Source organism: Bacteroides ndongoniae (assembly GCF_900108345.1).
GTDB classification, from domain to species: Bacteria; Bacteroidota; Bacteroidia; order Bacteroidales; family Bacteroidaceae; genus Bacteroides; species Bacteroides ndongoniae.
In genome coordinates, this window is the sequence record NZ_FNVV01000013.1 from 201,677 (window position 1) to 227,980 (window position 26,304).

General features: G+C 49.0%; 16 protein-coding genes, 1 tRNA gene and 2 rRNA genes. 12 read left to right on the plus strand and 7 right to left on the minus strand.

Annotation, left to right across the window (positions count from 1 at the left end; translation table 11 throughout):
- The first annotated feature begins 46 nt into the window (after positions 1 to 46).
- Both BQ5591_RS05140 and rrf read left to right on the plus strand, forming a co-directional pair.
- A 23S ribosomal RNA gene (locus BQ5591_RS05140) occupies positions 47 to 2,929 on the plus strand.
- A 76-nt stretch (positions 2,930 to 3,005) separates the two neighbouring features.
- Positions 3,006 to 3,116 (plus strand): 5S ribosomal RNA (rrf, locus tag BQ5591_RS05145).
- Between the two features lie 538 nt (positions 3,117 to 3,654).
- On the opposite strand, the gene BQ5591_RS05150 is transcribed toward rrf, so the two are convergent.
- From BQ5591_RS05150 to BQ5591_RS05170, 5 genes are all read right to left on the minus strand, one after another.
- Positions 3,655 to 4,470: a hypothetical protein gene (locus BQ5591_RS05150; RefSeq protein ID WP_071148660.1), complete on the minus strand. Its 816-nt coding sequence runs from the start codon at positions 4,468 to 4,470 to the stop codon at positions 3,655 to 3,657.
- Complete coding sequence (locus BQ5591_RS05155) at positions 4,467 to 4,850, minus strand: GntR family transcriptional regulator (protein ID WP_022162885.1); 384 nt, start codon at positions 4,848 to 4,850, stop codon at positions 4,467 to 4,469. Before BQ5591_RS05155 ends, BQ5591_RS05150 begins: the two co-directional genes overlap by 4 nt.
- A gap of 1 nt (position 4,851) precedes the next feature.
- The gene (locus BQ5591_RS05160; RefSeq protein WP_071148661.1) at positions 4,852 to 5,673 is read right to left on the minus strand and encodes a hypothetical protein; all 822 of its coding nucleotides are present in this window, start codon (positions 5,671 to 5,673) and stop codon (positions 4,852 to 4,854) included.
- An 8-nt stretch (positions 5,674 to 5,681) separates the two neighbouring features.
- A complete protein-coding gene (locus BQ5591_RS05165) occupies positions 5,682 to 6,527 on the minus strand; it encodes an ABC transporter ATP-binding protein (RefSeq protein ID WP_071148662.1) in 846 nt (281 codons plus the stop codon).
- Positions 6,528 to 6,911: 384 nt separating this feature from the next.
- Positions 6,912 to 6,984: transfer RNA gene (locus BQ5591_RS05170), tRNA-Met, on the minus strand.
- 343 nt (positions 6,985 to 7,327) lie between these two features.
- Between BQ5591_RS05170 and BQ5591_RS05175 the strand changes: the two genes are divergently transcribed.
- The 3 genes from BQ5591_RS05175 to BQ5591_RS05185 are packed head-to-tail and all read left to right on the plus strand — an operon-like array spanning position 7,328 to position 9,376.
- Positions 7,328 to 7,915 carry a TetR/AcrR family transcriptional regulator gene (locus tag BQ5591_RS05175; protein ID WP_022162882.1) on the plus strand — a complete coding sequence of 196 codons (588 nt, stop codon included), beginning with the start codon at positions 7,328 to 7,330 and terminating at the stop codon, positions 7,913 to 7,915.
- 30 nt (positions 7,916 to 7,945) lie between these two features.
- Complete coding sequence (fabG, locus tag BQ5591_RS05180) at positions 7,946 to 8,692, plus strand: 3-oxoacyl-[acyl-carrier-protein] reductase (protein ID WP_022162881.1); 747 nt, start codon at positions 7,946 to 7,948, stop codon at positions 8,690 to 8,692.
- 9 nt (positions 8,693 to 8,701) lie between these two features.
- Positions 8,702 to 9,376, plus strand: a complete 675-nt coding sequence (locus BQ5591_RS05185; RefSeq protein ID WP_022162880.1) for an RluA family pseudouridine synthase — start codon at positions 8,702 to 8,704, stop codon at positions 9,374 to 9,376.
- Between the two features lie 469 nt (positions 9,377 to 9,845).
- On the opposite strand, the gene BQ5591_RS05190 is transcribed toward BQ5591_RS05185, so the two are convergent.
- The gene (locus tag BQ5591_RS05190; RefSeq protein ID WP_071148663.1) at positions 9,846 to 11,219 is read right to left on the minus strand and encodes a sigma-54-dependent transcriptional regulator; all 1,374 of its coding nucleotides are present in this window, start codon (positions 11,217 to 11,219) and stop codon (positions 9,846 to 9,848) included.
- A gap of 91 nt (positions 11,220 to 11,310) precedes the next feature.
- Between BQ5591_RS05190 and BQ5591_RS05195 the strand changes: the two genes are divergently transcribed.
- From BQ5591_RS05195 to BQ5591_RS05210, 4 genes are all read left to right on the plus strand, one after another.
- Complete coding sequence (locus BQ5591_RS05195; protein ID WP_071148664.1) at positions 11,311 to 12,150, plus strand: peptidylprolyl isomerase; 840 nt, start codon at positions 11,311 to 11,313, stop codon at positions 12,148 to 12,150.
- 21 nt (positions 12,151 to 12,171) lie between these two features.
- Positions 12,172 to 13,407: a M16 family metallopeptidase gene (locus tag BQ5591_RS05200; protein ID WP_071148665.1), complete on the plus strand. Its 1,236-nt coding sequence runs from the start codon at positions 12,172 to 12,174 to the stop codon at positions 13,405 to 13,407.
- A 64-nt stretch (positions 13,408 to 13,471) separates the two neighbouring features.
- A complete protein-coding gene (locus BQ5591_RS05205; protein WP_071148666.1) occupies positions 13,472 to 14,815 on the plus strand; it encodes an MATE family efflux transporter in 1,344 nt (447 codons plus the stop codon).
- A 55-nt stretch (positions 14,816 to 14,870) separates the two neighbouring features.
- Positions 14,871 to 17,192, plus strand: a complete 2,322-nt coding sequence (locus tag BQ5591_RS05210) for a hybrid sensor histidine kinase/response regulator (protein WP_071148667.1) — start codon at positions 14,871 to 14,873, stop codon at positions 17,190 to 17,192.
- Positions 17,193 to 17,237: 45 nt separating this feature from the next.
- Here the strand turns inward: BQ5591_RS05210 and BQ5591_RS05215 are convergent, their stop codons facing one another.
- On the minus strand, positions 17,238 to 18,020 hold the full coding sequence (locus BQ5591_RS05215) for a response regulator transcription factor (protein ID WP_235817044.1): 783 nt from the start codon (positions 18,018 to 18,020) through the stop codon (positions 17,238 to 17,240).
- Between the two features lie 120 nt (positions 18,021 to 18,140).
- Between BQ5591_RS05215 and BQ5591_RS05220 the strand changes: the two genes are divergently transcribed.
- From BQ5591_RS05220 to tamL, 3 genes are all read left to right on the plus strand, one after another.
- Positions 18,141 to 18,794 carry a DUF1349 domain-containing protein gene (locus tag BQ5591_RS05220; RefSeq protein ID WP_022162871.1) on the plus strand — a complete coding sequence of 218 codons (654 nt, stop codon included), beginning with the start codon at positions 18,141 to 18,143 and terminating at the stop codon, positions 18,792 to 18,794.
- Positions 18,795 to 19,355: 561 nt separating this feature from the next.
- The gene (locus BQ5591_RS05225; RefSeq protein WP_071148668.1) at positions 19,356 to 23,912 is read left to right on the plus strand and encodes a translocation/assembly module TamB domain-containing protein; all 4,557 of its coding nucleotides are present in this window, start codon (positions 19,356 to 19,358) and stop codon (positions 23,910 to 23,912) included.
- A 23-nt stretch (positions 23,913 to 23,935) separates the two neighbouring features.
- Complete coding sequence (gene tamL / locus BQ5591_RS05230) at positions 23,936 to 26,290, plus strand: translocation and assembly module lipoprotein TamL (RefSeq protein ID WP_071148669.1); 2,355 nt, start codon at positions 23,936 to 23,938, stop codon at positions 26,288 to 26,290.
- Positions 26,291 to 26,304 lie beyond the last annotated feature (14 nt).

Sequence of the window (26,304 nt, forward strand, 5' to 3'; positions counted from 1 at the left end):
AAAGTTGAAAGCTGAAAGTATATATCGACTGCTGTGTCGATAAGACAAAAAAGTAAGCAAGGGCGCATGGCGGATGCCTTGGCTCTCGGAGGCGATGAAGGACGTGATAAGCTGCGATAAGCTGCGGGTAGGTGCAAATGACCTTTGATCCGCGGATTTCCGAATGGGACAACCCGGTATTCTGAAGGAATACCATCCATCCTTATGGTGGAGGCCAACGCAGGGAACTGAAACATCTTAGTACCTGCAGGAAAAGAAAATAAATAATGATTCCCCAAGTAGTGGCGAGCGAACGGGGAATAGCCCAAACCTGCCATGTTACGGCATGACAGGGGTTGTAGGACCACGTCGTTGCAAGAAATCTGACGAATGGAAGCTTCTGGAAAGTAGCACCGCAGACGGTGACAGTCCCGTACATGAAGTCAGACGAAGCATAGTGGTATCCTGAGTAGCGCGGAGCACGAGGAATTCTGCGTGAATCAGCCGGGACCATCCGGTAAGGCTAAATACTCCCGAGAGACCGATAGCGAACCAGTACCGTGAGGGAAAGGTGAAAAGCACTTCGAACAGAAGAGTGAAATAGTTCCTGAAACCGTGCGCCTACAAGCGGTCGGAGCACCTTTCGGTGTGACGGCGTGCCTTTTGCATAATGAACCTACGAGTTGTTATTTCCGGCAAGGTTAAGGGCCTTGAGGCCTGCAGCCGAAGCGAAAGCGAGTCTGAACAGGGCGGATAGTCGGAAGGAACAGACGCGAAACCAAGTGATCTACCCTTGGTCAGGTTGAAGGCTGGGTAACACCAGCTGGAGGACCGCACCAATAAGCGTTGAAAAGCTTCTGGATGAACTGAGGGTGGGGGTGAAAGGCTAATCAAACTTGGAGATAGCTCGTACTCCCCGAAATGCATTTAGGTGCAGCCTCGACTTATACTGGCATGAGGTAGAGCGACTGATAAGATGCGAGGGCTTCACCGCCTATCAAGTCTTGACAAACTCCGAATGCGTGCCAGTTCTATGTCGGGAGTGAGGGCATGGGTGCTAAGGTCCATGTCCTAAAGGAGAACAATCCGGACCAGCAGCTAAGGTCCCGAAATGAATACTGAGTTGAACTAACGAAGTCAGATTGCTAAGACAGCTAGGATGTTGGCTTGGAAGCAGCCATTCATTTAAAGAGTGCGTAACAGCTCACTAGTCGAGGAGTTTGGCGTGGATAATAATCGGGCATAAGTATTCTACCGAAGCTCTGGGATGTTTATACATCGGTAGGGGAGCATTCCACTCAGCGTTGAAGGCGTACCGTGAGGTATTCTGGAGCGTGTGGAAAAGCAAATGTAGGTATAAGTAACGATAAGGCAGGCGAGAAACCTGCCCGCCGAAAGACTAAGGTTTCCTGATCAACGCTAATCGGATCAGGGTAAGTCGGGTCCTAAGGCTCAGCCGAACGGCGACGCCGATGGCAGAAACGGTTAATATTCCGTTACTACCATGCAGGGTGACGCGGGGACGCAGGAGTGACACCACCGCCGGCTGACGGAATAGCCGGTTTAAGGGAGTAGATGTTGATTTCCGCAGGCAAATCCACGGAAAGAATCGAACCTGAAAGTATGACGCGTCCTTCGGGACAAGTCAATAGTGTGGGTAAACATACTGCCGAGAAAATCCGCTAAACATAACTTGTATGGTACCCGTACCGCAAACGGACACACGTAGTCGGGTTGAATATACTAAGGCGCTTGAGTGAATCACGGTTAAGGAACTAGGCAAACTGACCCTGTAACTTCGGGATAAAGGGTCCTCAATGCAAGTTGAGGCGCAGAGAATAGGTCCAGGCAACTGTTTAACAAAAACACAGGGCTGTGCAAAATTGAAAGATGAAGTATACAGCCTGACACCTGCCCGGTGCTGGAAGGTTAAGAGGAGACGTCATCGCAAGAGAAGCGTTGAATTGAAGCCCCAGTAAACGGCGGCCGTAACTATAACGGTCCTAAGGTAGCGAAATTCCTTGTCGGGTAAGTTCCGACCTGCACGAATGGTGTAATGATCCGGACGCTGTCTCAACCGTGAGCTCAGTGAAATTGTAGTATCGGTGAAGATGCCGATTACCCGCGATGGGACGAAAAGACCCCGTGAACCTTTACTATAGCTTAACATTGAATTTGGGCAACTGATGTGTAGGATAGGCCGGAGGCATCGAAGCGGTGACGCCAGTCATCGTGGAGCCGCTGTTGAAATACGGCCCTTTGGTTGTTTGAGTTCTAACTCCTGGATGGAGGACACTGTTTGGTGGGTAGTTTGACTGGGGTGGTCGCCTCCAAAAGCGTAACGGAGGCTTCTAAAGGTGCCCTCAGGACGATTGGTAACCGTCCGCAGAGTGTAATGGCATAAGGGCGCTTGACTGGGAGACATACAAGTCGATCAGGTAGGAAACTAGAGCATAGTGATCCGGTGTTTCTGTATGGAAAGGACATCGCTCAAAGGATAAAAGGTACTCCGGGGATAACAGGCTGATCCCTCCCAAGAGCTCATATCGACGGAGGGGTTTGGCACCTCGATGTCGGCTCGTCACATCCTGGGGCTGGAGAAGGTCCCAAGGGTTGGGCTGTTCGCCCATTAAAGTGGCACGCGAGCTGGGTTCAGAACGTCGTGAGACAGTTCGGTCTCTATCTATCGTGGGCGTATGAAATTTGCGTGGCTCTGACACTAGTACGAGAGGACCGTGTTGGACTGACCTCTGGTTTACCGGTTGTGCCGCCAGGTGCATTGCCGGGTATCTAAGTCGGGATTGGATAAGTGCTGAAAGCATCTAAGTACGAAGCCAGCCACAAGATTAGATTTCTTAGGGTCGTCAAAGACGATGACGTTGATAGGATGCAGGTGTAAAGGTGGCGACACCAAAGCCGAGCATTACTAATTGCCCGTTCACTTTTAGGTCTTGAATAGTAACAGCATAGTCGTTATATACGTTCAGAATTGAAAGTTTTACTTTCAGACATCATGTCGACCTTATTAAGGTGACTATAGCATCGGGGTTCCACCTCTTCCCATTCCGAACAGAGAAGTTAAGCCCGGTCACGCCGATGGTACTGCGTAACAGTGGGAGAGTAGGTAGTCGCCGTTTTAGTAGAAGCCTCTTCGGACAGTTCCGGAGGGGCTTTTTTTTTCCCTCCGCATGCACGTAGAATTCTTTTTTTCCCCTCAGGCACGGATGACACGGAAAGACACGGGAAAGCCGCGCCTGAAAACAATATATACCGCATGTCTTTCTTTTGAATTGTGCTTTCCAAATGCGCCGACTGCTGTGTTCCGGTGCAACAGTTACTGCACTGTTAGTGCACCAACTGTTGCACTGCGAGTGCACTGACTACTGCACTGTGAGTGCAATAACTGGTGCACTCACTGGGGATAACTGGGGAGTTTTAGAAGGATAATAGGCAAAATTGGCTGGAGAAGATTAACCAGGCTGTGAGTCAGACTGGCTAAGGATCGGAAAATAGAATATTGTACAGGCTGAATAAGTATATAAAAGTAACGCTGCCCTTGAAACCGTAACCTGATGAAGGAGAAAGTTTCAGTGGCAGCGTTGCCTTTCGTTTTTGTTTCTTGATTGATCCTACTGTAAGTGCTCCACCGGAACGATGTAAAGCGTGGATAGTGCTTTACTCTATGACGTTGATTCTGGCTTTTTCTTTCAGCTTGATGTTCAGTTCGGCTTTTTCGCTCAGCGGAGTCCAGAGCACCTGGCGGCATTCATTTTTTTGCAAATAACAGTTAGGTTCGTATGAGCCGCTAAGGTGTTCGGTGTCGATATGGAATGAATCTGTGTCAACTGTCCACTCTGTGATAAAGTCAAGATTGAGATATAAGTTATCTACTTGTCCACTCTGGAAAAACAGGGCTGGAGCCTTGGCTGAAAGGGATTTTATCCGGCAATCATTAATGAGCGTTGCTCCTTGGCTATTGATATTGAACGCAAGTGAGTCGCGGGATAGGCCGCTGAACTGTGTATGCATGTTATAGCTTTCTGAGATGATTTCCTCTACTCCTTGGGGAATATTCATTTGGATAGCTTCGCAACGTACTCTCAGCCATTTCAGTTTTTGGTATTGTGGAGCCAGTTTGTCTGTCGGGAACGAGAAATAAATTTGGAGGGTGTCGCCTGCTGTCTTCCATTCCATGTAATTGTTTAATTCGGAAGTGTATGTCAGGTTGCCGGTCAGTGAATCGGTTGGGCCGATTTTCAGTGTTGTCTGTTCAAAGCTGACATGCCTTTCTTCGAGATCCTGTGCTTCCACTTTACACATCAGGTGTACAACTCTGCATTCGGGCATTTGTCTGCTTGTTTGTTCTCCTTTGATGTCTAAACAGGATTCTTCCCAGGTGGTACCTGTGCTGAGAATAGATGCCAGGGTGCCAATCACCAGTATTGCTCCGGCAAACAGCATTCCTATTATAATATATGTGGTACGTTTCATAATTCGTTTTCTTTATTTTTATTCTTTATAAACTCTTGATACATGGCCGAGAGTTCTTCAGGCTTAATGTCGAGGGTGTACATTTGCTTGAAGAAATAGTCGGCTTCTTCTTTCAGAAAATATTCGCGTCGTAGCGAAAGTATCAGTTTGGATGCGCCGGGTGAAACAAAGTAGCCGATGCCACGCTTGTTGTAGATGATTCCTTGCGATTGCAGGTAGTCGTACGAGCGCATAGTGGTATTGGCATTAACTTCCACCACAGCTGCATATTCTCTGACCGATGGTATGCGTTCGTCTTCCCCGTATTTTCCGAGTAATACTTCGTCGCAGATACGGTCTGCAATTTGCAGATAGATGGCTTTGCTTTCTTTAAAATTCATGTTACCAGCGATTTATGATTTCTGATTCTTTGAAACGGAAATAGGCGAGCGTCCAGTTGAACAGGGCTATGAATGAACATAAGCTAATGACAACAAAACTGAAAGAATCCTCCGAGCTGTATATCCCGTTTATTACATGTACTTTAAATTGTTCTGCAAAGACTTTTGCAACAATAACTCCTACCGTGATGTATGCAATGCTGATACACACAAGGGCTACGCAAGTATTGACAAACGAGCGTTTGGGCCAGATGACGCTGCCCAGTACAAAGAAAGATTGCAGGCAGAAATAAACGGCTATGTTAATGCTGATGCTTGATTTAGCCTGATAGAATCCCGATTTCAGAAAATAATCCCAAGGTACGGGAGCTATCGGTTCGATGTCCGGGTAGAAGATGTTGTAAATCACTACGCGTGTCCAGTCGGCCAGTTTGAATGCTATCAGAAAGCATACCAGAAAGGCAAAAGTATATATCAGCCATCGTGCGAGGAACTTTTCGAACATGGTGGCGGGTGTCATCAGGATGTTTATCCGTCCGGTTTTGCTTTTCATCCGTTCCATGACGAAAGAAGCGCTCAGCATTCCCATGATATGTATGGCTATGACAAACAATGTCACTGTCATGTTCCACATGATGTCTTCGGAATAATGACTTCCGGGCAGTTCGCTTGAGTATTGCAAATAACCTCCCCATATCAGAATGATGGCCATGATGCCGTACATCATGACGAAACGGAGCAGGTTGGGGCGCCAGCTTTCCACCATCTCTTTGCGACAGATACTGGCAAAGCGAGGCATGCTGAAAAAAGTATCTTTTATCATATTCTTTGCTATTTTGTGGGGTGAAACATCTCGGCAATCTGTTCCGGCAGGGACAGGGTTGCACCAAACAATAATTCCAGATTCAACTCAGTCTCTTCACCGTCTGTATTAGGCAACATCAGATAATTGCCCTGTATGGATGGCAGCGTGTATAGAGCCTGTGCGGCCAGCGTGCGGTCGTCGCTTTCTACAAACATGAATTTGTCGCAGATATCGCTTGTCGATGCATCAAGCAGAATGCGGCTGTTGTCTATAATCAGTACGTGATCCAGCACCTTGTCTATATCGCGTACCTGATGGGTAGAAATCACAATGGTTCGTTCGTCCGACATGCCCGATGCAATGAATTTGCGGAACTGGCTTTTGCCGGGGATGTCCAGACCATTGGTCGGCTCGTCCATCAGCAGAAGCGAAGTGTTGGTGGCAAGGGCGAAACTCATAAAGACTTTTTTCTTCTGTCCCATTGACAGGCTGCCCAGGTCAGTATCCAGATCCATTTCGAAGAAGTGCAGATACTTCACCATGTCTTCTTTGCTGAATTTCGGATAGAACGAACTGTTCAGTTCGATATAACTTACCAGTGAGATAGCCGGAAGCTGGAATTCTTCCGGAACCAGAAACATGTCCTGTAAAGTGGCAGGTAACCGCCGGCGGACATTTAAGTCGTGAAACGTAACCTCTCCACTCTTCGGAGTAAGCAGACCTGCCATCAGGTAGAGCAGTGTAGATTTACCGGTACCGTTCTTGCCCAACAGCCCGTAGACCTTTCCTTTTTCCAGCGCAAGCGAGAAGTCGTGCAAGACTTCTTTTTTCTTGCGGTGATAGCTGAATGAAATGTTTTTTACTTGCAACATACCGTAATTTGTTTAAAGTCAGATGTCAGGCTCCAAGATACAAGTGCAGGCCTTATCAACCTGTATCTTTGCCTTTCCTTCTGCTGATTAAGTGTATTAGTATAATAGTGCACTGCAAATATAAAGAGGATTTTTAGAAAAACAATAGTTCGCGCATAAAAAAGTTTTTTTTTGGGGGAACGTGGTATTGGAATGCGGTAGGGTTTTACGGCAGAAGGATAATTCCACCTTATTATAATAGGCAGTGGGGATGGGCAAGTGTATTGCTGAGGATTTTTTTATGTGGCAGGCAGATTGATTGAGTGGCTCACTGCCCCACGAAAGGAAAGGAGGAATATAACAAAAAAGGTGGCCTTTGCGGGTCACCTTTCTTTCTATATTTAGTTGCGGAGGCCTGACTCGAACAGACGACCTTTGGGTTATGAGCCCAACGAGCTACCAACTGCTCCACTCCGCGATGTTTCTCATTTGCGAGTGCAAAGGTACGGATTTTATTTGAATATGCAAATTTTTTGCAGAATATTTTTTTCTGGTTGATAATGGAGGCAATACTTGGGAAGATATTATCTGTATGAGCAAGCAAATTTTTTCAGACGAAGATGATGCGATGTTCAATGAGATTTGTTCGTATAAGCGTTGCTTCAATATGGGGCGAATTATAAATTCCATGTTTATCTGTGCCATCTGCGTCCGAAGCATGTATTTCAACTCCAGATTGGTATTAATTGCTTTATTTGTTTGTAATATATGCGGAAAAGTCTTACTTTTGCTCAAATTATTAAGCAATGTGCAATTAACCTATGACCGTATCGAAGACAAAAGCCAAGTTAGTGGATGTAGCTCGTCAGCTATTTGCAAAGATGGGGGTGGAGAATACCACGATGAATGATATCGCCCTCGCTTCCAAGAAAGGCCGACGTACGCTGTATACCTATTTTAAAAGTAAGGAAGACATCTACATGGCTGTTGTCGAGTCGGAACTCGATATCCTTTCGGACATGATGAAACGCGTAGTCGAGAAGGATATTTCGCCCGATCTGAAACTGATGGAAATGATTTATACCCATCTGGATGCGGTGAAAGAGGTGGTTTACCGTAACGGTACGTTGCGTGCCAATTTCTTCCGCGATATATGGCGGGTTGAGAAAGTCCGTAAGCGCTTCGATGCCAACGAAATATTGATTTTCAGGGATGTCTTGCGCGAAGGAATGGAGAAAGGCGTGTTCGATATCGACGATTTGGACATGACAGCCGAAATCATGCATTACAGTATAAAGGGTATTGAGGCACCTTATATTCGGGGGCATGTCGGTGCCAATCTGGACGATGATACGCGTGACCGTTATGTGACACGTCTGGTATTGGGTGCCTTGGGAAAGAAAGTATAATTATCAATCATTCATAAATCAATTACAATTATGGGATTATTAAATGGAAAAACAGCCCTTATCACCGGCGCCGCTCGTGGCATCGGTAAGGCTATCGCTCTGAAGTTTGCTCAAGAAGGAGCCAATATCGCTTTCACCGACCTGGTGATCGATGAAAATGCCGAAGCTACAGTTAAAGAAATTGAAGCGTTGGGTGTAAAGGCCAAAGGATATGCTTCGAATGCAGCCAGCTTCGAAGATACAGCTAAGGTTGTTGAGACCGTACATGCCGATTTTGGCCGCATTGATATTCTGGTTAACAATGCAGGTATCACTCGCGACGGTTTGATGATGCGTATGAGCGAACAACAATGGGATATGGTAATCAACGTCAACCTGAAGTCGGCGTTCAACTTTATCCATGCATGTACTCCGATTATGATGCGTCAGAAAGCCGGTAGCATCATCAACATGGCTTCTGTAGTAGGTGTTCACGGTAATGCCGGACAGGCTAACTATTCTGCTTCGAAGGCAGGTATGATTGCTTTGGCCAAGTCTATCGCACAGGAACTCGGTTCGCGCGGTATCCGTGCCAATGCCATCGCTCCGGGCTTTATCATGACAGCTATGACCGATGCCCTGTCTGACGAGGTGAAGGCTGAATGGTGCAAGAAGATTCCTTTGCGTCGTGGCGGTACGCCCGAAGACGTGGCTAACATTGCTACCTTCCTGGCTTCTGATATGTCATCTTATGTATCCGGTCAGGTGATTCAGGTAGATGGTGGTATGAATATGTAATCAGTGCCTATGACTGTCCTGTACGAAGACAATCATATCATTATAGTCAATAAGACCGCTTCCGAGATTGTTCAGGGAGACAAGACCGGCGATACGCCGCTTTCGGAGATTGTCAAACAGTATCTGAAGGAAAAGTATCAGAAACCCGGCAACGTCTTTATCGGTGTGACCCACCGCCTGGACCGCCCCGTGAGCGGTCTTGTTGTTTTTGCCAAGACCAGTAAGGCGCTTGGACGTCTGAATGAGATGTTCAGAGTCGGCGAGGTGAAGAAAACTTATTGGGCCATTGTGAAGAACATGCCCCCTGAGCCGGAGGGCGAACTGGTGCATTACTTGGTGCGCAACGAGAAGCAGAACAAGAGCTATGCTTACGATTCAGAGAAACCCGGCAGCAAGAAAGCTATTCTGCACTATCGCCTGATAGGGCGTTCGGACAATTACTGTCTGCTTGAAGTCGATCTGAAGACCGGACGCCATCATCAGATTCGTTGCCAGTTGGCTAAGATGGGCTGTCCCATCCGTGGTGACTTGAAGTATGGCTTTCCGCGTTCCAATCCCGATGGAAGCATTTGCCTGCATGCACGTCGGGTCCGTTTTGTACATCCGGTTTCGAAAGAACTCATTGAGGTGGTAGCGCCTGTTCCTGATAGTAATTTGTGGCATGCCTTTCCGGCAGATATCTGATTGTCATTTCCGGTAGCTGATGATGCGCCGGTCGGATGAAAAATATAAAAGCCGTTCCCCAGAATAGACAAGGAGGGAACGGCTTTTATATAGCAGTGTGCTTACTATTATTCGGCGACCTTCGTTTGATGCTTGGTTTTGGGCGCCCCTGGCCACGACTGGCCAGAGACGCACCACCACAAACAAACATAAACAGGGCTGCTACTAATACTTTGTCATAATCTCATAAATTCATTTGCTTTTTTTAGATTCTATAATTTAGGTTTGGGCTTACTCTTTTCCTGTTTTGCTGTAGTTGTGGATGGGTGTATACATCTCACTACATTATTTTAATCTCAAAATACGTGCCAGATTCAAGAATCTTCTATAATTGGCTGATCCTTAGATGAAAAGGGTAAATAGGCGAAAAAATCCCAGTGTGGAAAAAGTGTGGAATTGTGGAAAAAGTGTGGAATAAGTCCACACTTTTTTAATCTGTGATATTATAAAGTTTCAGCTTGTTGTAGAGTGTTTTTCTATCAATGCCCAACAGTTGTGCCGCACGGCTCTTGTTGTTGCCAGTCTGTTGCAGGGCATGGATGATTTGCTGTTTTTCAGTCTCTTCGTTGCGCAGGGCCATGTTCGGTATGGGGGCAGCCTGCTCTTTTATTTCCTTCAGTTCGCTCAGTTCGTTCAGAGTGATGAATTTTCCCTGTGCCAGCAGGGTGGCGCGGCGCACAATGTTCTTCATCTGGCGCAGGTTGCCCGGCCAGTGATAGTCCAACAGGGCTTTCGAGGCCTTTTCGTCGAAGCCGATGAGCTGTTTGTCCATCTCGCGGTTGGCCTGATCCAGAAAGAAGTTAGCGAAGAGCAGGATGTCTTCGCGGCGTTCTTTCAGCTGTGGCATGCGCAGGGTGAATTCGTTGATGCGGTGATACAGGTCTTCACGGAAAGAGCCTTTTTCGATGGCCTGTTCCAGATTTTCGTTGGTAGCTGTCACCAGACGGACATCTACGTTGATTTCCTTGTTCGAACCTACGGGACGGATTTTGCGCTCTTGCAATGCACGCAACAGCTGAATCTGAACTTCGTAGCTCAGATTACCAACTTCGTCCAAAAAGATGGTTCCGCCATTGGCTGCAACAAAAGCTCCGGTCTTGTCGGTCAGTGCGCCGGTAAAAGCGCCTTTCACGTGGCCGAAAAACTCGGAGGCAGCAAGCTCCTTGGGTATGGAGCCGCAGTCGATGGCCACAAACGGTTGATCGGCCCGCTTGCTGAGCTGGTGAATGCGGTGGGCTACGTATTCTTTACCTGTTCCGCTTGCCCCATTGATAAGTACGGACATGTTGGTGGGTGCAACCAGTTTCACATAAGTGTACAGTTGCTTGGCCGCATCGCTTTCTCCTTCCAAAAAATCAGTATGGAAGGCCGAATGCTCTGTCCGGTTGGCTGGATGTTCTTTCTTCTCTTTGGTAGTTACGGGGTGATGGGTGGGGGCAGCCGGTGTACTGAGTGCTTCGTTTATTTTCTTCAGCAGTTCGTCCGGATTGATAGGTTTGGCCACGTAGTCGCATGCACCTAATTTCATCGCCTGTACGGCCGACTGGATGTCGGCATATCCGGTCATAATAATCAGGGGAATGGACTGGCCTTTTTCACCCAGCCATTTCAGCAAGTCTATGCCGTCGCGGTCGGGAAGTCGCAAATCGGACAATATCAGGTCGATGCATTCCGACTCACCGATGAGTTTTTGTGCACGGGCAATGCTGCTGGCCGAACTGACCTGGAATCCTTTCTTTCCGAGCCATGTTTTCAGCATCATGCCGTAAGTGATATCATCTTCTACGATCAATATTGACTTCATAGCCTTCTGTTTTACTTCTTTTAAAGTACAAAGGTAAGACGTTTTGCCCGAAAGTCGTATATTTGCAAACTTAATTTAAACAAAAAGTAAGATGAAAAGGTATTTTATACTATTATTAATATTACTGGTTGGCGGGCTGACCGCTTGCGGGCCGGGAAACAAGAAGAACAGAAGTATGGAAACAGAAACAAAGTTGAAGATTGAAACAAGTGCCGGTGACATTGTGGTGAAGCTCTATAATGAGACTCCGCAACATCGTGATAATTTTATCAAGCTGGCCGAGAACGGAACTTACGAAGGGACTCTTTTTCATCGTGTCATTAAGGACTTTATGATACAGGCCGGCGATCCGGAATCGAAGAATGCGCCGAAAGGTAAAATGCTGGGTTCGGGCGATGTTGGCTACACGATTCCTGCCGAGTTTGTCTATCCCAAATATTTCCATAAAAAAGGTGCTTTGTCGGCTGCCCGTCAGGGTGATAACGTGAATCCGCAGAAAGCTTCGTCGGGTTGTCAGTTCTATATCGTTACGGGTAAGGTATACAGTGACTCGGCTTTGCTGAGCATGGAACAGCAGATGGGACAGATGCGCTTGAACAATGCATTCAACGCCTTGGCACAAAAGCACATGAAGGAAATCTATAAGCTCCGTAAGAGCGGCGACCACGAAGGCTTGATGAACTTACAGGATACCTTGATTGCACAGGCTGAAGCCGAGGTTGCCAAAATGCCCGAGTTCCGTTTTACGCCCGAGCAGGTAAAGGCTTACACAACCGTAGGAGGTACACCCCACCTGGACGGTGAATATACCGTGTTCGGTGAAGTGCTGGAAGGCATGGATGTAGTAGACAAAATCCAGAAGGTGAAAACCGACCGCAACGACCGTCCCGAAGAAGATGTGAAGATTATCAAAGTGGAAGTATTGGAATAAGTATAAAGCGGGAAAAGGGGAATGTTCAAGATCAACAGACATACGTTGGACAATGGTCTGCGGCTGGTGCATTACGAAGATGCCAGTACGCAGATGGTTGCGCTGAATATCGTCTATGATGTGGGTGCGCGCGACGAGCATCCGCAGCATACAGGCTTCGCGCATTTGTTTGAACACCTGATGTTTGGTGGATCGGTGAATATCCCCGATTACGATACTCCGCTTCAGCTGGCCGGCGGCGAGAACAATGCATGGACCAACAACGACATTACTAATTACTACCTCACGGTGCCCAAAGCCAATGTGGAAACCGGCTTCTGGCTGGAATCCGACCGTATGCTGGGACTGGCCTTTAGCGAGCACAGTCTGGAGGTACAGCGCGAGGTGGTGATGGAGGAATTCAAGCAGCGTTGTCTCAATCAGCCTTATGGCGACGTGGGACATCTGCTGCGTCCGTTGGCCTATCAGGTACATCCGTATCGCTGGCCCACTATCGGTAAGGAGCTTTCGCACATTGCACAGGCAACGCTGCAGGAAGTGGAAGACTTCTTTTACCGGTATTATGCACCCAACAATGCCGTACTTGCCGTGACGGGCAACATCTCGTGGGAAGAAACTCTACGGCTTACCGAAAAGTGGTTTGCTCCTGTCCCTTATCGTCATGTACCGGAAAGACATCTGCCCGCCGAACCCGAACAACAGGCGGAACGCAGACTAACGGTAGAACGCAATGTACCGTTGGATGCTTTGTTCATGGTCTATCACATGTGCAGTCGGGACGATGCCGACTACTATGCTTTCGACATCCTTTCGGATATCCTCAGCAACGGGCGTTCGAGCCGTCTGATCCGGCATCTTGTGCAGGAGCAGAACTTGTTTTCCAGTATCGATGCTTATATCAGTGGGTCGCGCGATGCCGGATTGTTTCATATCAGCGGAAAACCTGCTGCGGGTGTGTCACTTGAGCAGGCCGAGGCGGCTGTACGCAAGGAACTGGAACAGTTGCAGCAACAGCCCGTAGAAGCTGCTGAGTTGGAGAAGGTGAAGAACAAGTTCGAGTCTACCCAGATATTCGGGAATATCAATTACTTGAATGTAGCTACCAACCTGGCCTGGTACGAGCTGACTGGACAGGCCGAGGACATCAACCGGACGGTGGAGCGTTATCGTGCGGTGACTTCCGGACAGTTGCAGGCTGTGGCACGTCAGGCTTTTCGGCAGGAAAACTGTTCGGTGCTGCATTATCGGAAGGGATAGGCTTGCGCAATCTTTTATGTGCTTGCGAAACTTAAAGAACTTTTATTCTAAAAAGAGATAACCAATGAAACATTGGATGCAGACCTACGGTGGTCATTACCGTGCCCTTGTCCGTTTAGGTTTTCCCATCGTGGTGGGACAATTGGGCGTAATCATATTGGGATTTGCCGATACGTTGATGATAGGCCACCACAGTACAGAGGAACTGGGGGCGGCTTCGTTCGTGAACAATCTTTTCAACTTATGCATCATTTTCAGTACCGGTTTCAGTTACGGACTGACGCCTGTGGTGGGTGCGCTTTACGGTAACCGTCGTTTCCCCGAAGCCGGTCAGGCTTTGCTGTGCAGTCTGGTGGCCAATGCGCTGGTAGCCGTACTGCTGACGCTGATTATGGGGGGACTCTATTTCAATATCGGGCGTTTAGGACAGCCCGAAGAGCTTTTGCCGCTTATCCGTCCTTACTATCTGGTGTTGCTTGCTTCGCTGCTTTTTGTTCTGTTGTTCAACGGCTTCAAACAGTTTACCGACGGTATTACCGATACAAAGACAGCTATGTGGCTGCTTCTGGGCGGCAACGCGTTGAACATTGCAGGCAATTACATTCTGATCAACGGTAAATTGGGACTGCCCGAGCTAGGATTACTGGGAGCGGGGCTGAGTACGCTGTTTTCGCGCATTGTGATGGTGGTAGCATTTGCCCTTATCGTATGGCGCAGCCGCCGCTTTGCCCGCTACAGGGTAGGACTGTGGCGGTTGGGTTGGTCGGCTGCCGTATTCCGCCGGCTCAATGCGCTGGGTTGGCCTGTAGGCTTGCAGATGGGTATGGAGACTGCTTCGTTCAGTCTTAGTACGGTGATGGTGGGTTGGCTGGGTACGATGGCACTGGCTGCACATCAGATTATGCTTACCATTTCGCAATTCACGTTTATGATGTTCTATGGTATGGGAGCAGCGGTAGCGGTACGTGTCAGCAATTTCCACGGGCAGGGCGATACGCCCAATGTGCGCCGGGTGGCTTATGCCGGTTTTCATCTGATTCTGTTTATGGAGGTCGTTTTGCTTAGCATTGTCTTTGCCTGCCGTAGCCGGGTGGGCGGATGGTTTACGGACAGTGCCGAGGTGTCGGCCATGGTGTCGGCTCTGTTCTTCCCGTTCCTTATCTATCAGTTTGGCGACGGTCTGCAGATTAACTTCGCGAATGCCTTGCGTGGTATTTCGGACGTAAAGCCGATGATGCTGATAGCGTTTATCGCCTATTTTGTCATATCTTTGCCTGTAGGATATTTTTGTGGATTCGTGTTGAATCTGGGTGTAACGGGAGTCTGGATGGCATTCCCCTTCGGCCTGACCAGTGCCGGCCTGATGCTGTGGCTCCGTTTCCGCTGGGATACGTACAAGAAGAACTGAAGAATGTCTTTTCAATCTCTGATTGGGCATAAAGAACAAAAAATAGTAGATACTTATGAACAGCGTTTCGAAACTGAAGATCATTTTGGGCTATGCCCTGTTGCTGGTGGTGCTGCTGTCGGCCTTGTTCTTTGTGCACAGAGAGGTCGAGAAGCTCACCCAGTCCGAGGGTAAAGACATGCAGTGGGCCGACAGTCTGCTGGTGTTGCTCAAAGAGAAGGACGAGAATACCATCCGGATGCTGCGTACGCTGAGCGAGATGAATGAAAAGATGCTCTCGACCAGCGATATCGAACATATTATTGCCGAGCGGATCGACTCGGTCGTCGTGCAGCAGCGCGTGCAACGGCGGGTCATTACGCATCGTGACACGATGGTGACACGGCCTAAGAAGAAAGGCTTTTTCAAGAGGTTGGGCGAAGTGTTTTCGCCTCCTAAGAAGGATACTGCCATCCAAGTGAAGACATCGCTGGAGTTTGCCGTCGATACGGTGATCGATGTCTACAATCCGACAGATTCTTTACAGGCCAAATTACGTGAAATTACCGAGAAGAAGCGTGCCGATAGCGTTATCGTGCGGCGACGCAATTATAATCTGAAACGAATGGACCACATGCTTTCGGCACGAATCGACAGCTTGTTGAAGAATTACGAGGAAGAAACGCTTCAACGTGCCCGTACTGAGGCCGAATATCAGCAGGAGGTTCGTCAGCGTTCGGCGCGTACCATTGCCGGAGTGGCTGTGGGGGCTGTATTGCTGGCAGCTTTCTTCCTGGTGCTGATAGGGCGCGACGTGGCGCGCAGTAACCGTTATAAACGAGAACTGGAGGTAGCCCGTCGCCGTGCCGAAGACCTGTTGGTGACGCGCGAGAAGCTGATGCTGGCCATTACGCACGACTTCAAGGCACCTTTAGGCTCCATCATGGGGTATGCTGATCTGTTGTCAAGGCTTACGGTGGACGAACGTCAGCGTTTCTATCTGGATAATATGAAGACTTCGTCGGAACATCTGCTGAAGTTGGTAGTCGATCTGCTCGATTTTCATCGTCTTGATCTGCATAAAGCCGAGGTTCATCGTGTGACCTTCCATCCCGCCCATTTATTAGAAGAAATCTATGTCAGCTTTGAACCATTGACGGCAGAAAAAGGGCTGACCCTGAGCCGTGAGATTTCGGACGAGTTGAACGGCACGTATATTTGCGATCCCCTGCGCCTGCGGCAGATCATCACCAACCTGCTGTCGAATGCGGTCAAGTTCACCGACAAGGGAGGCATTACGCTGACGGCACGTTATGAGAACCGTCGTTTGGTAGTAGCCGTATCCGACACCGGAAAGGGCATGGAACCGGCCGATCGCGAACGCATCTTCCAGGAGTTTACCCGCTTGCCTAGTGCACAGGGGAAAGAAGGGTTCGGTTTGGGACTTTCCATAGTTCGCATGCTGGTGCAGCTGCTCGAAGGTAGTATCGATGTGGATAGTGTTCCCGGCAAGGGCAGTACGTTCACGGTTCGCATCCCCATCTTCCCAGTGAACAAGAGCGAGGCTGACGGCAAGAAACAGGCGTTACCCGAAAAGCAAGAAACAGATGTACTCGTTGCAGAAGAAGTGAGACAGCCGGAACCGGAAAGTCTGGCATTGAAGAGAGTGTTGCTGATTGATGACGACCGCATCCAGCTGACGCTGACTGCAGCCATGTTGTCGCAAAGCGGCATCGGGTCTGTGTCGTGTCTGCAATTAGACGAACTGCTCGACGCTCTTCGCACGGAACAGTTCGATGTGTTGCTGACGGATGTACAGATGCCGGCCATCAGCGGATTCGACCTGCTAAAGTTGTTGCGCGCTTCCAATATTCCTCAGGCAAAAGAGATTCCGGTAATAGCCGTCACGGCCCGTAGCGACATGCAGCGCAGCGAGTTTGTTGAGCATGGCTTTGCCGGATGCCTGCACAAGCCCTTTACGGTGTCGGAACTGCTGGGCGAACTGGGTGGGCAGGAAATACCGCAGCGGACGGAAACAGCAACAGGGAATGCAGACGTTCCTTCACCACATGGTTATAACTTCTCGGCACTGACCGCCTTTTCGGGTAACGATGCTGAGGCTTCGAAGTCCATCCTCGAAAGTTTTGCTACCGAGACCGGGCTGAATAGAGAACGCTTGAAGAAAGGTCTTGATGACGGTAACCTGAAAGATGTTTCGGCCGTAGCGCATAAGATGATACCGTTGTTCACCCTGATTGGTGCGACGGAACTGGTCGTACGTTTGCGCGAGTTGGAGGCTGCCCGCGATGTACCTTTCACCGACCACCTGAAACAATGCACGGGCGAGGTGCTTGCCGCGGTCGATGAGGTGTTGGAGCAGTTGAAGAAAGAATTCTGACGTCTTCCGGAAATTCTGTTGCAGGCTGACAGACCGGAAACGGGGCTATATAATTTTCATTTCTTTGGCTATTCTGCAGGCTTCGATGGAGTTCCTCACTTGCAGTTTGTTTAATATATCCTGCCGGTGCCGGTTCACGGTGTTGATGCTTATGTACAGTTCGTCGGCGATGTCTTTGCTTGTTCTTCCCTGGCTGATCAGCTGAAGGACTTGCCTTTCGCGTCGGGAGAGGATATTGAGGCCGTTGTCGTCTTTCAGCTCGATTGTCTGTCCGCTGACGGCGTTGGCTACGATTCCTTTTGCCGATATGTCGAACAGAAGAGGGTTGTACAGACATAATGCTAGCCATAAGTTGTTGCTGGTAGGAGACATAGCGATGTAGAACAGTCTGTGCAGTACCCAGATATAGTTTCCGGCGAGATTTTTCATACGCAACTTGTTCATCAGAAAGAAGGACGATTGCTTGTCCTTGGGTTGCTTCCTTACGAAATGGAAGAAACGGAGTTCTTGCAGATATTTGCTGTTCAGGTCGTCCGGATGGATAAGCTGGAGAATTTTTTCTTCCCAGATGGAGTAAATCCGTTCGGTTTTGTTGTCTTCTTTGAGGCCGAGGGTTTCCGCAAACTTGCCATAGTAAATGTAGCTAGTGTCTGTATGCATGTCGCTCAGTACGGCAATGGCCTGTTCGGTACAGGCGTAGCTTCGGGCAATGTTTTTGAAGTAGTTCAGTTCGTCGGGACACACTGGCATGCCGTCGGACGCTGGTTTGAGTAGTTCGTTGTTCAGCTGATGGATGATTTCCATGGCAAAATGGTTATTAATAGTCATTGTACAGTTGGATGCGAGACTGTATTTTTGCAAAAATAATCAATTTGTACAAAGACCGATCAGAAAAGTGCCGGAAAAGCTATAATCGGCCTTTGGCAATAGTTTTAAAACAAGTTCAAGATGAAAAAACGGGTATTATCAATTTTATTTGTTGCAATGTCTTTACAGTCGGCTATGGCACAGTCTTTGGAAAAAATGCAGTGGTTCAACGAACCGGAAGAATGGGAAATAGAGGGGCGTACATTGTCCATGTTTGTAACGCCTCAGAGTGACTATTGGCGTATTTCGCACTACGGATTTACAGTGGACGATGCGCCTTTCTACTACGCCACGTATGGAGGCGAGTTCGAAGCCAAGGTGAAGGTGACGGGAGACTATAAAGCGCGTTTTGACCAGGCAGGCCTCATGCTGCGCATCGATCACGAGAACTATATCAAGGCCGGTATTGAGTTTGTGGACGGAAAATTCAATTTGAGTACGGTAGTCACTCACAAAACTTCCGACTGGAGTGTCATTGCTTTGGACCAAAAGGTGGATTGTGTCTGGATAAAGGCCGTTAGACGACTTGATGCTGTCGAAGTGTTTTATTCTTTCGACGACAAGGAATATATACTGATGCGCAATGCCTGGATGCAGGATAATATCCCCATGCAGGTCGGACTGATGGGAGCCAGTCCCGATGGCGAGGGGTTCAAGGCTACCTTCGAGCACTTCAAGGTGAAACACTTGCCCGACCAGCGCAGACTGGAGTGGCTTAAGAAAAATGCCGAGTAAGTTTGCCTGTTTTTCCGATTAGGCTGCAGACACTACGATACGTGTATTTGCAGCCTTTCTACCACACTTGTGTCGCTCGTGTGGGACACTTGCACGGCTCGCGAGCAACACTTGTACGGCTCGCGAGCCGTGCAAGTGTTGTATATCGGGTTTGCTGGGCTGTTGTAGGGAGCACTGTAAAAGGCTTTAATACAGAGTCTTGTATTTTGTATTGTTTTTGTTCCGGAGAGAACAATGTTTCTTTTATGCCGTACGCATGTTTGGAAGGTGTTCCGGCAAAGATGTATGTGTATATGTTTTTTCTTTCACTGCCGTTTCTATAACGGTTGTTGTGTTTCACGTTTCACCGTAAACGGCTATTCCCCAGTTGGTTGCTGTGAAAGGTGCATGCAGTTGAGGCCTTTTGTGTGTGAAAGGTGAAATACTTTTCTGCCTCAGAGCAACAAATGTCGAAATTAATTGTTTACTTTGTGAATGTTTGTGAGGGAGGGATGCGGCTTGTGTAGTTTGGCATAGGTATGATTCGCCGTCCTTTACAAAAAAACACTTCGTATCTTGTGTATGGAAAAGAAAAAGAAATGGTTGAAATGGGTGGTCTGGATATTGCTCACGCCGGTCCTGCTGTTCGTTCTGCTGATGATATTGCTTTATGTGCCTCCGGTTCAGAATTTTCTGCGGAAGCAGATAACGTCTATTGCATCCGAATCAACGGGTATGGACATCTCCGTGGAGCGTATCGACCTGCGTTTTCCACTGAATCTGCTGGTACGTGGAGTGCAGGTGATACAGCCTGCTGACGTTTCGGCGGGAGTGATGAAGCCTGATACGTTGCTTACCTTGGAAAGTCTGAATGTGCATGTGCAGGCCTGGCCTTTGCTACGTGGGCAGGTCGAGGTGGACGACATTACGCTGAATCAGGCTACAGTCAATACTTCCAATCTGGTAGACGGAATGCTGGTCAAGGGGGTACTTGGAAAATTTTCGCTTAAAAGTCACGGTATCAACCTGATGAACGAAACTGTCGTACTGAACGATGTGGAACTGGCCGATACTCACCTGCAGGTGATGCTCGCCGACACAATCGAGGCAGTGCCCGATACGACTTCGACGCCTGTCAACTGGAAGGTGAAACTGAATACCATGCGGTTGAAAAACATATCGGTCGGCCTTGATATGCCGCTCGATTCGATGCAGCTGGCTGCCCGTCTTGAAGAAGTGGGATTGGAAGATGCCACTGTCGATTTGGAACGTCAGCTTTATGGTTGGCGCCGCTTTCAGCTTGCCGGAGCGACACTTACGTATGATTCCGGTTCGGCTCAGCCAGCCGAAGGTTTCGACGCATCGCACATAGCCTTGCGCGACATACGGATAGGAGTTGACTCGGTGTTGTATCATGGCAGAGATATGAGTGCTGTGATACGCGAATTTTCGATGAACGAGCGTTCCGGACTGAGTGTTACGTCGTTGACCGGACGCCTCTTGTCAGATTCGACTGTGATACGGGTACCTTCCCTGCAACTGCAGACGCCCAACAGCGAAATGAACCTGACGGCGCAAACCTATTGGGAGTTGGTCGATATACCCACTACCGGACGCTTGTCGGCCCGCTTCAATGCCTTTATCGGTAAGCAGGATGTATTGCTTTTTGCCGGTGGCCTGCCCGACAGTTTCAAGGAATCTTATCCCTTCCGCCCGTTGGTGATTCATGCCGGTACAGAAGGTAACCTGAAACAGATGCAGATTTCACGCTTTACGGCCGATCTGCCGGGAGCCTTCTCGCTGAGCGGCGGGGGCGAATTGTGGAACCTGACTGATAGCCTGACACGCACAGGAACGCTGGACTTCGAGATGCAGACGCACGACCTGAATTTTCTGGCCGACTTGGCCGGAACAGCTTCCGACGGTTCTTTTATCATCCCTGACAGTATGAACTTGGGAGCACGTCTCGATCTGGAAGGCTCACGCTATACAGCCCAGCTGAAACTGAACGAAGGACACGGGCTTCTCGATCTGAATGCTTTTTATGATACGTCTGCCGAGACTTACGAAGCTGATTTGGTGATAGACTCTCTGCAACTGCATCACTTCCTGCCGAAAGACTCCCTTTATCTGCTATCGGCTAAAGTACGTGCCAAAGGGCAGGGAACCGACTTTACTTCATATCGGACAAAGGCTACCGTACAGGCATCACTGGATAGGTTGCAGTATGGCCCTTGGAACGTATCGGGTGTACATCTGGATGCCGGGCTGAAGTCTCAGCTTGCTACGGTCAGCCTGACCAGTGACAATGCTTTGTTGCAGATGCAGGCCGATGCCGATATGCGCCTCGATCGTCGCTATTTGGACGGCAAACTGAAAATGGATGTGGCTCAGCTCGATTTGCACAAATTGGGCATCGCCCCCCAACCTCTGAAGCGTCCTTTTGCCTTTGCGGTAGGAGCGGAGGCCCGTCGAGACTCCATCAAACTGAATATGAATGCGGGCGATTTGAAGCTGAATTTCCGTGCCGAGAATACGCTGAAACATTTGCTTGATCAGTCCGATCGCTTCATGAAAGAGTTGACAGCCCAGATAGACAACCGTAAGCTGGATCATGCTGCCCTGCGCGAGTTGCTTCCATCGGCAGGCATGTATCTGACGGCAGGCAAGGAAAATCCTGTCAGCTATTATCTGGCAACGAAAAACATTTCTTACAATGATTTCAGTTTAGGCTTTGGGTTTACTCCCGAAATAGGTATCAACGGACGAACAGCACTACACGGACTGCACGTCGACTCGTTGCAGCTCGATACGTTGTTCTTTGCCATCGCACAAGATACGACCCGCATGAAGCTGCAAGGAGGTGTCGTCAATGCTCCCGGCAACCCTCAGTTTGTATTCCGCAGTACGCTGACGGGCGAGATACGCAGCGAGGATGCCGAACTGACCGCTGACTTTGTGGATGGTGAAGGCCGTACAGGACTGTTGTTTGGCATTAATGCCCGTCCGCTGACAGAGGGAAATGGCAAAGGCAATGGAGTATTGTTCCGCCTTACCCCGTCGGAACCTGTCATCGCTTCCCGTAAGTTTCATTTTGCCGATGAGGCCAACTGGCTGTATCTGCACAAGGACATGCGTCTGTACGCCAATGTGGATATGGATAGCGACGATGGCATGTGTTTCCGTATGCAGTCGGCCAGGGACGATACGGTGTCGTTGCAGAACATGAATATCGAACTCGATCGTTTCAGGCTGAGCGAGCTGACTGCTATCATGCCTTATATGCCTCGCATAACGGGATTGTTCTCGGCCGAGGCACACTATGTACAGACTGCAACTTCCCTGCAACTGTCGGCCGAGGCAAACATCAAGCAGCTGACGTACGAGAAACAGCCGGTAGGCGATGTGGGATTGGGTGCTACCTGGCTGCCCGGTGAAACGGGGCAACACTACCTCAACTCTTATCTGATGGTGAACGATGAGGAAGTAATGACTGCCGACGGAACCCTTACTCAGAAAGGCGAGAAGGAATCGCTGGATGTAATGGCTACGTTGGAACGTTTCCCTCTGCAAATAGCCAATGCTTTTGTGCCCGACCGTATGGTACAGCTTAGCGGACATGTGGGCGGCGGATTGCATCTGGAAGGCTCGTTGGATACACCTGTGCTTAATGGTGACATTTCTTTGGATAGTGTGTCGGTATATGCCCGTCAGGCGGGAGCAAAGTTCTGGTTTGACAACCGCCCGATACATTTCGAAAACAATCGGTTGTTGTTCAATCAGTTTGCCATTTATACGACCAGCCGCAATCCTTTCACGATAGACGGTAATGTTGATTTCCGCGATATGAACCGGCCTACTGCTGACTTGAATCTGCGGGCAAAGAATTATACATTGCTCGATGCTCCGCGCACCCGCGAAAGTCTGGTGTACGGCAAGGTATGTGTCGACCTGATGGCCACCGTACGCGGTCCGCTGGATGCGTTGGTGATGCGAGGCAATATGAATCTGTTGAGCAACACCGATGTGACATACGTCATGACCGATTCGCCGCTGACGGTACAGGACCGTCTGGACGGCCTGGTAACCTTTACTTCGTTTTCCGATACGACCACTGTCCGGCAGGCCGAGGTACCGACGTTGTCGCTGGGCGGAATGGATATGGTTGTATCGGTTCACATAGACAACTCTGTGCAGTTGCGGGCCGACCTCAATCCAGACCGCAGTAATTACGTAGTGCTGGAAGGCGGCGGTGACCTTACGCTGCAATATACCCCGATGGGTGATATGAATCTGAACGGGCGCTATACGCTGTCGGGAGGAAGACTGAAGTATTCGCTTCCTGTCATTCCGTTGGAAGAATTCCAGCTGACAAATGGCAGTTATGTGGAGTGGAGAGGCGATCTGATGAATCCTATCCTGAACCTGAAGGCAACAGAGCGTAAACGTGCTTCGGTGGCCAGCGATGATAACGGCGGGTCGAGGATGGTCAGCTTCGATGTTTCCATCTCTATCAAGAACCGCTTGGAAGCGCCCGATCTGGTGTTCGACATTACAGCCCCCGAAGATGCAACGGTCGAGAACGAACTGCAGGCTATGGGAGCCGAGGAGCGTAGTACGCAGGCCATTGCCATGCTTGCTACGGGTGTCTACATGAAGAACGGCGGCAAAGGAGGCGGCCTGAATATGGGTGCCGCACTGAACAGTGTGCTGCAGAGCCAGATCAATGCTCTTGCCGGTTCGGCGTTCGAGAAGATGGATGCCAGCTTCAGCGTAGGCATTGAGGACCGGACGGCAGCCGAAACTGGCGAGAAACAGACCGATGTAAGTTTCCGCTATTCGCAACGCTTCTTCAACGACCGCGTACAAATTGTGATTGGCGGCAAGGTATCAACCGGAGCCAATGCTACCAACGATGTAGAATCGTTCATCGACAACATCTCGCTGGAGTATCGTCTGGATGCTTCGGGCACCCGTTATGTGCGTGTGTTCCACAACAAGAACTACGAGAGTATTCTGGACGGTGAAATTACAGAAACAGGTGTCGGCCTCGTGCTTCGCCGGAAAATGGACCGCCTGGGCGAGCTTTTCATCTTCAAGCGTAATAAGAAGAAGGACGAAAAACTGATAGAAGAGTGACAAGAAGAATGAGGAGAAATGATATGAAACGACTGATATTATATATAATAGGTGTGGCTTTTCTGTCGGCATGTTCTACAACGAAACATCTGCCCGAAGGAGAAATACTCTATACGGGACAGAAGCCGATGATCGTGGAAAACCGCAGCACTACGCCGGTAGGCGAGACGGCTATGGAAGAGATTGAAGCTGCCCTTGCCACTGCTCCGAACAATTCCTTTTTCGGTAGTTCGACCGTGCGTATTCCGTTTCCTTTTGGCCTGTGGGTATACAATGGGTTTGTGAAGTACGAGAAAGGCATCGGCCGCTGGATATTCAATAAGTTTGCAGCCAAGCCGGTATTGCTTTCCTCAGTCAATCCCGATATCCGTCAGAAAGCGGCGAGCAATCTGTTGCGCGATTATGGTTATTTCAATGGTACGGTGAGTTATCAGACTTTTATCGACCCGAAGGATTCGCTGAAGGCCAAGTTGCAGTATACGGTCGACATGCGCAATCCTTATGTGATTGATACGGTGACCTATCACGGTTTCAGTGAACGTACGCTGCGTATCATGGAGGCGAGCCGTCGCCGGTCGCTCATCAGTCCGGGCGAGCAGTTTAATGTACTCGATCTGGATGGTGAACGTACTCGCATCAGTGATTTGCTTCGCAACGTAGGATGTTATTATTTCCGTCCTGATTATCTGGTATACCAGGCCGATACTACGCTGATGCCCGGTGGGCATGTGGCTATGCGTATGGTACCGGTTGCCGGCATGTCGAAACAGGCAGAACGGCCTTTTTATGTGGGGCGGAAATCATTTTTCCTGATGGGAAGACAAGGAGAAATGCCCAATGACAGTGTGGAGTACAAAGGTCTGAAGATTTATTATCACGACAAGTTAAAGCTTCGTTCCAATATGGTGTACCGATGGACGAACTATCAGGGTTATCGCATGAAGCGTCAGGTGCAGGACAGTACCGGTATCACACGCCGCCGCTCGTTCGAAGGACTGTATAGTGCTTATCGCCAGAGTCGTGTGCAGAGTCGTCTGTCCAACGTTGGCATTTTCCGTTATGCCGATATTCAATATGTGCCTCGCGATACGGCACTTGTTTCCGATACGCTCGATGTTAAGATTGTGGCTATGCTCGACAAGCCTTACGATGCTGAGTTCGACTTCAATGTAAAGATGAAAAGTAACAACCAGACTGGTCCGGGAGCATCGTTTACGTTGGCGAAGAACAATGTGTTTGGTGGTGGCGAGACGTGGAATGTGAAGTTGAGCGGGTCTTACGAATGGCAGACGGGTAAAGACCGTTCTTCGCTGATGAACAGTTACGAAATGGGCCTATCCACGTCGTTGATGTTTCCGCGTGTTGTTTTTCCCCGGATGGGCGATCGTGAGTATGACTTTCCGGCTACGACAACTTTCCGTCTGTATGTTGATCAGCTGAATCGTGCCAAGTACTATAAATTGCTGGCTTTTGGCGGAAACGCTACGTATGATTTTCAACCCAAGCCTACCAGCAAGCATAGCTTTACACCTTTCCGGCTAACCTTTAATGTGCTGCGTAATCCTACAGAGGCGTTTCAGAATCTGCAGGCAGAAAATCCGGCTCTGTATGTCAGCTTGCGCGACCAGTTTATTCCGGCCATAGAGTATACTTATACATACGACAACGCTTCATTGCGTTCGGTACGTAACCCCATCTGGTGGCAGACAACCGTAGCATCGGCAGGTAACCTGACTTCTGCGATTTACCGAATGTTTGGTGAACCTTTCAGTAAAAGGGATAAAACGCTGTTGGGGGTACCTTTTGCCCAATTCCTGAAGTTGAATACGGAGTTTCGTTATCATTTCCGAATAGACAGAAATCAGATGATTGCTTCACGTATAGCTGCCGGTGCCATTTGGTCGTATGGCAATGCTATTACGGCACCTTATACCGAACAGTTCTATATCGGTGGTGCCAACAGTGTACGTGCTTTTACGGCGCGTAATATCGGTCCTGGTGGCTATCCGCCCGATGAAGACAATAAGTACTCGTTCATCAATCATGTGGGTGATATCCGTTTCGAAGCCAATGTGGAGTATCGTTTCCGTATTATCAGTGATTTACACGGAGCTTTGTTCCTCGATGCGGGTAACGTGTGGCTGATGCGTAAGGACGATTCCCGACCCGGTGGTGAACTGACTCTGAAAGATTTTGCCAACCAGATAGCTTTGGGCACGGGAGTCGGTTTGCGTTACGATTTGGATTTCCTTGTTTTCCGTGTCGACTGTGGTGTCGGACTTCATAATCCTTACGACACTGGCAAGTCGGGTTATTATAATATTCCGAAGTTCCGCGATAGCTTGGCTGTACATTTTGCCATTGGTTATCCGTTCTGATAGTTTGTTACAAT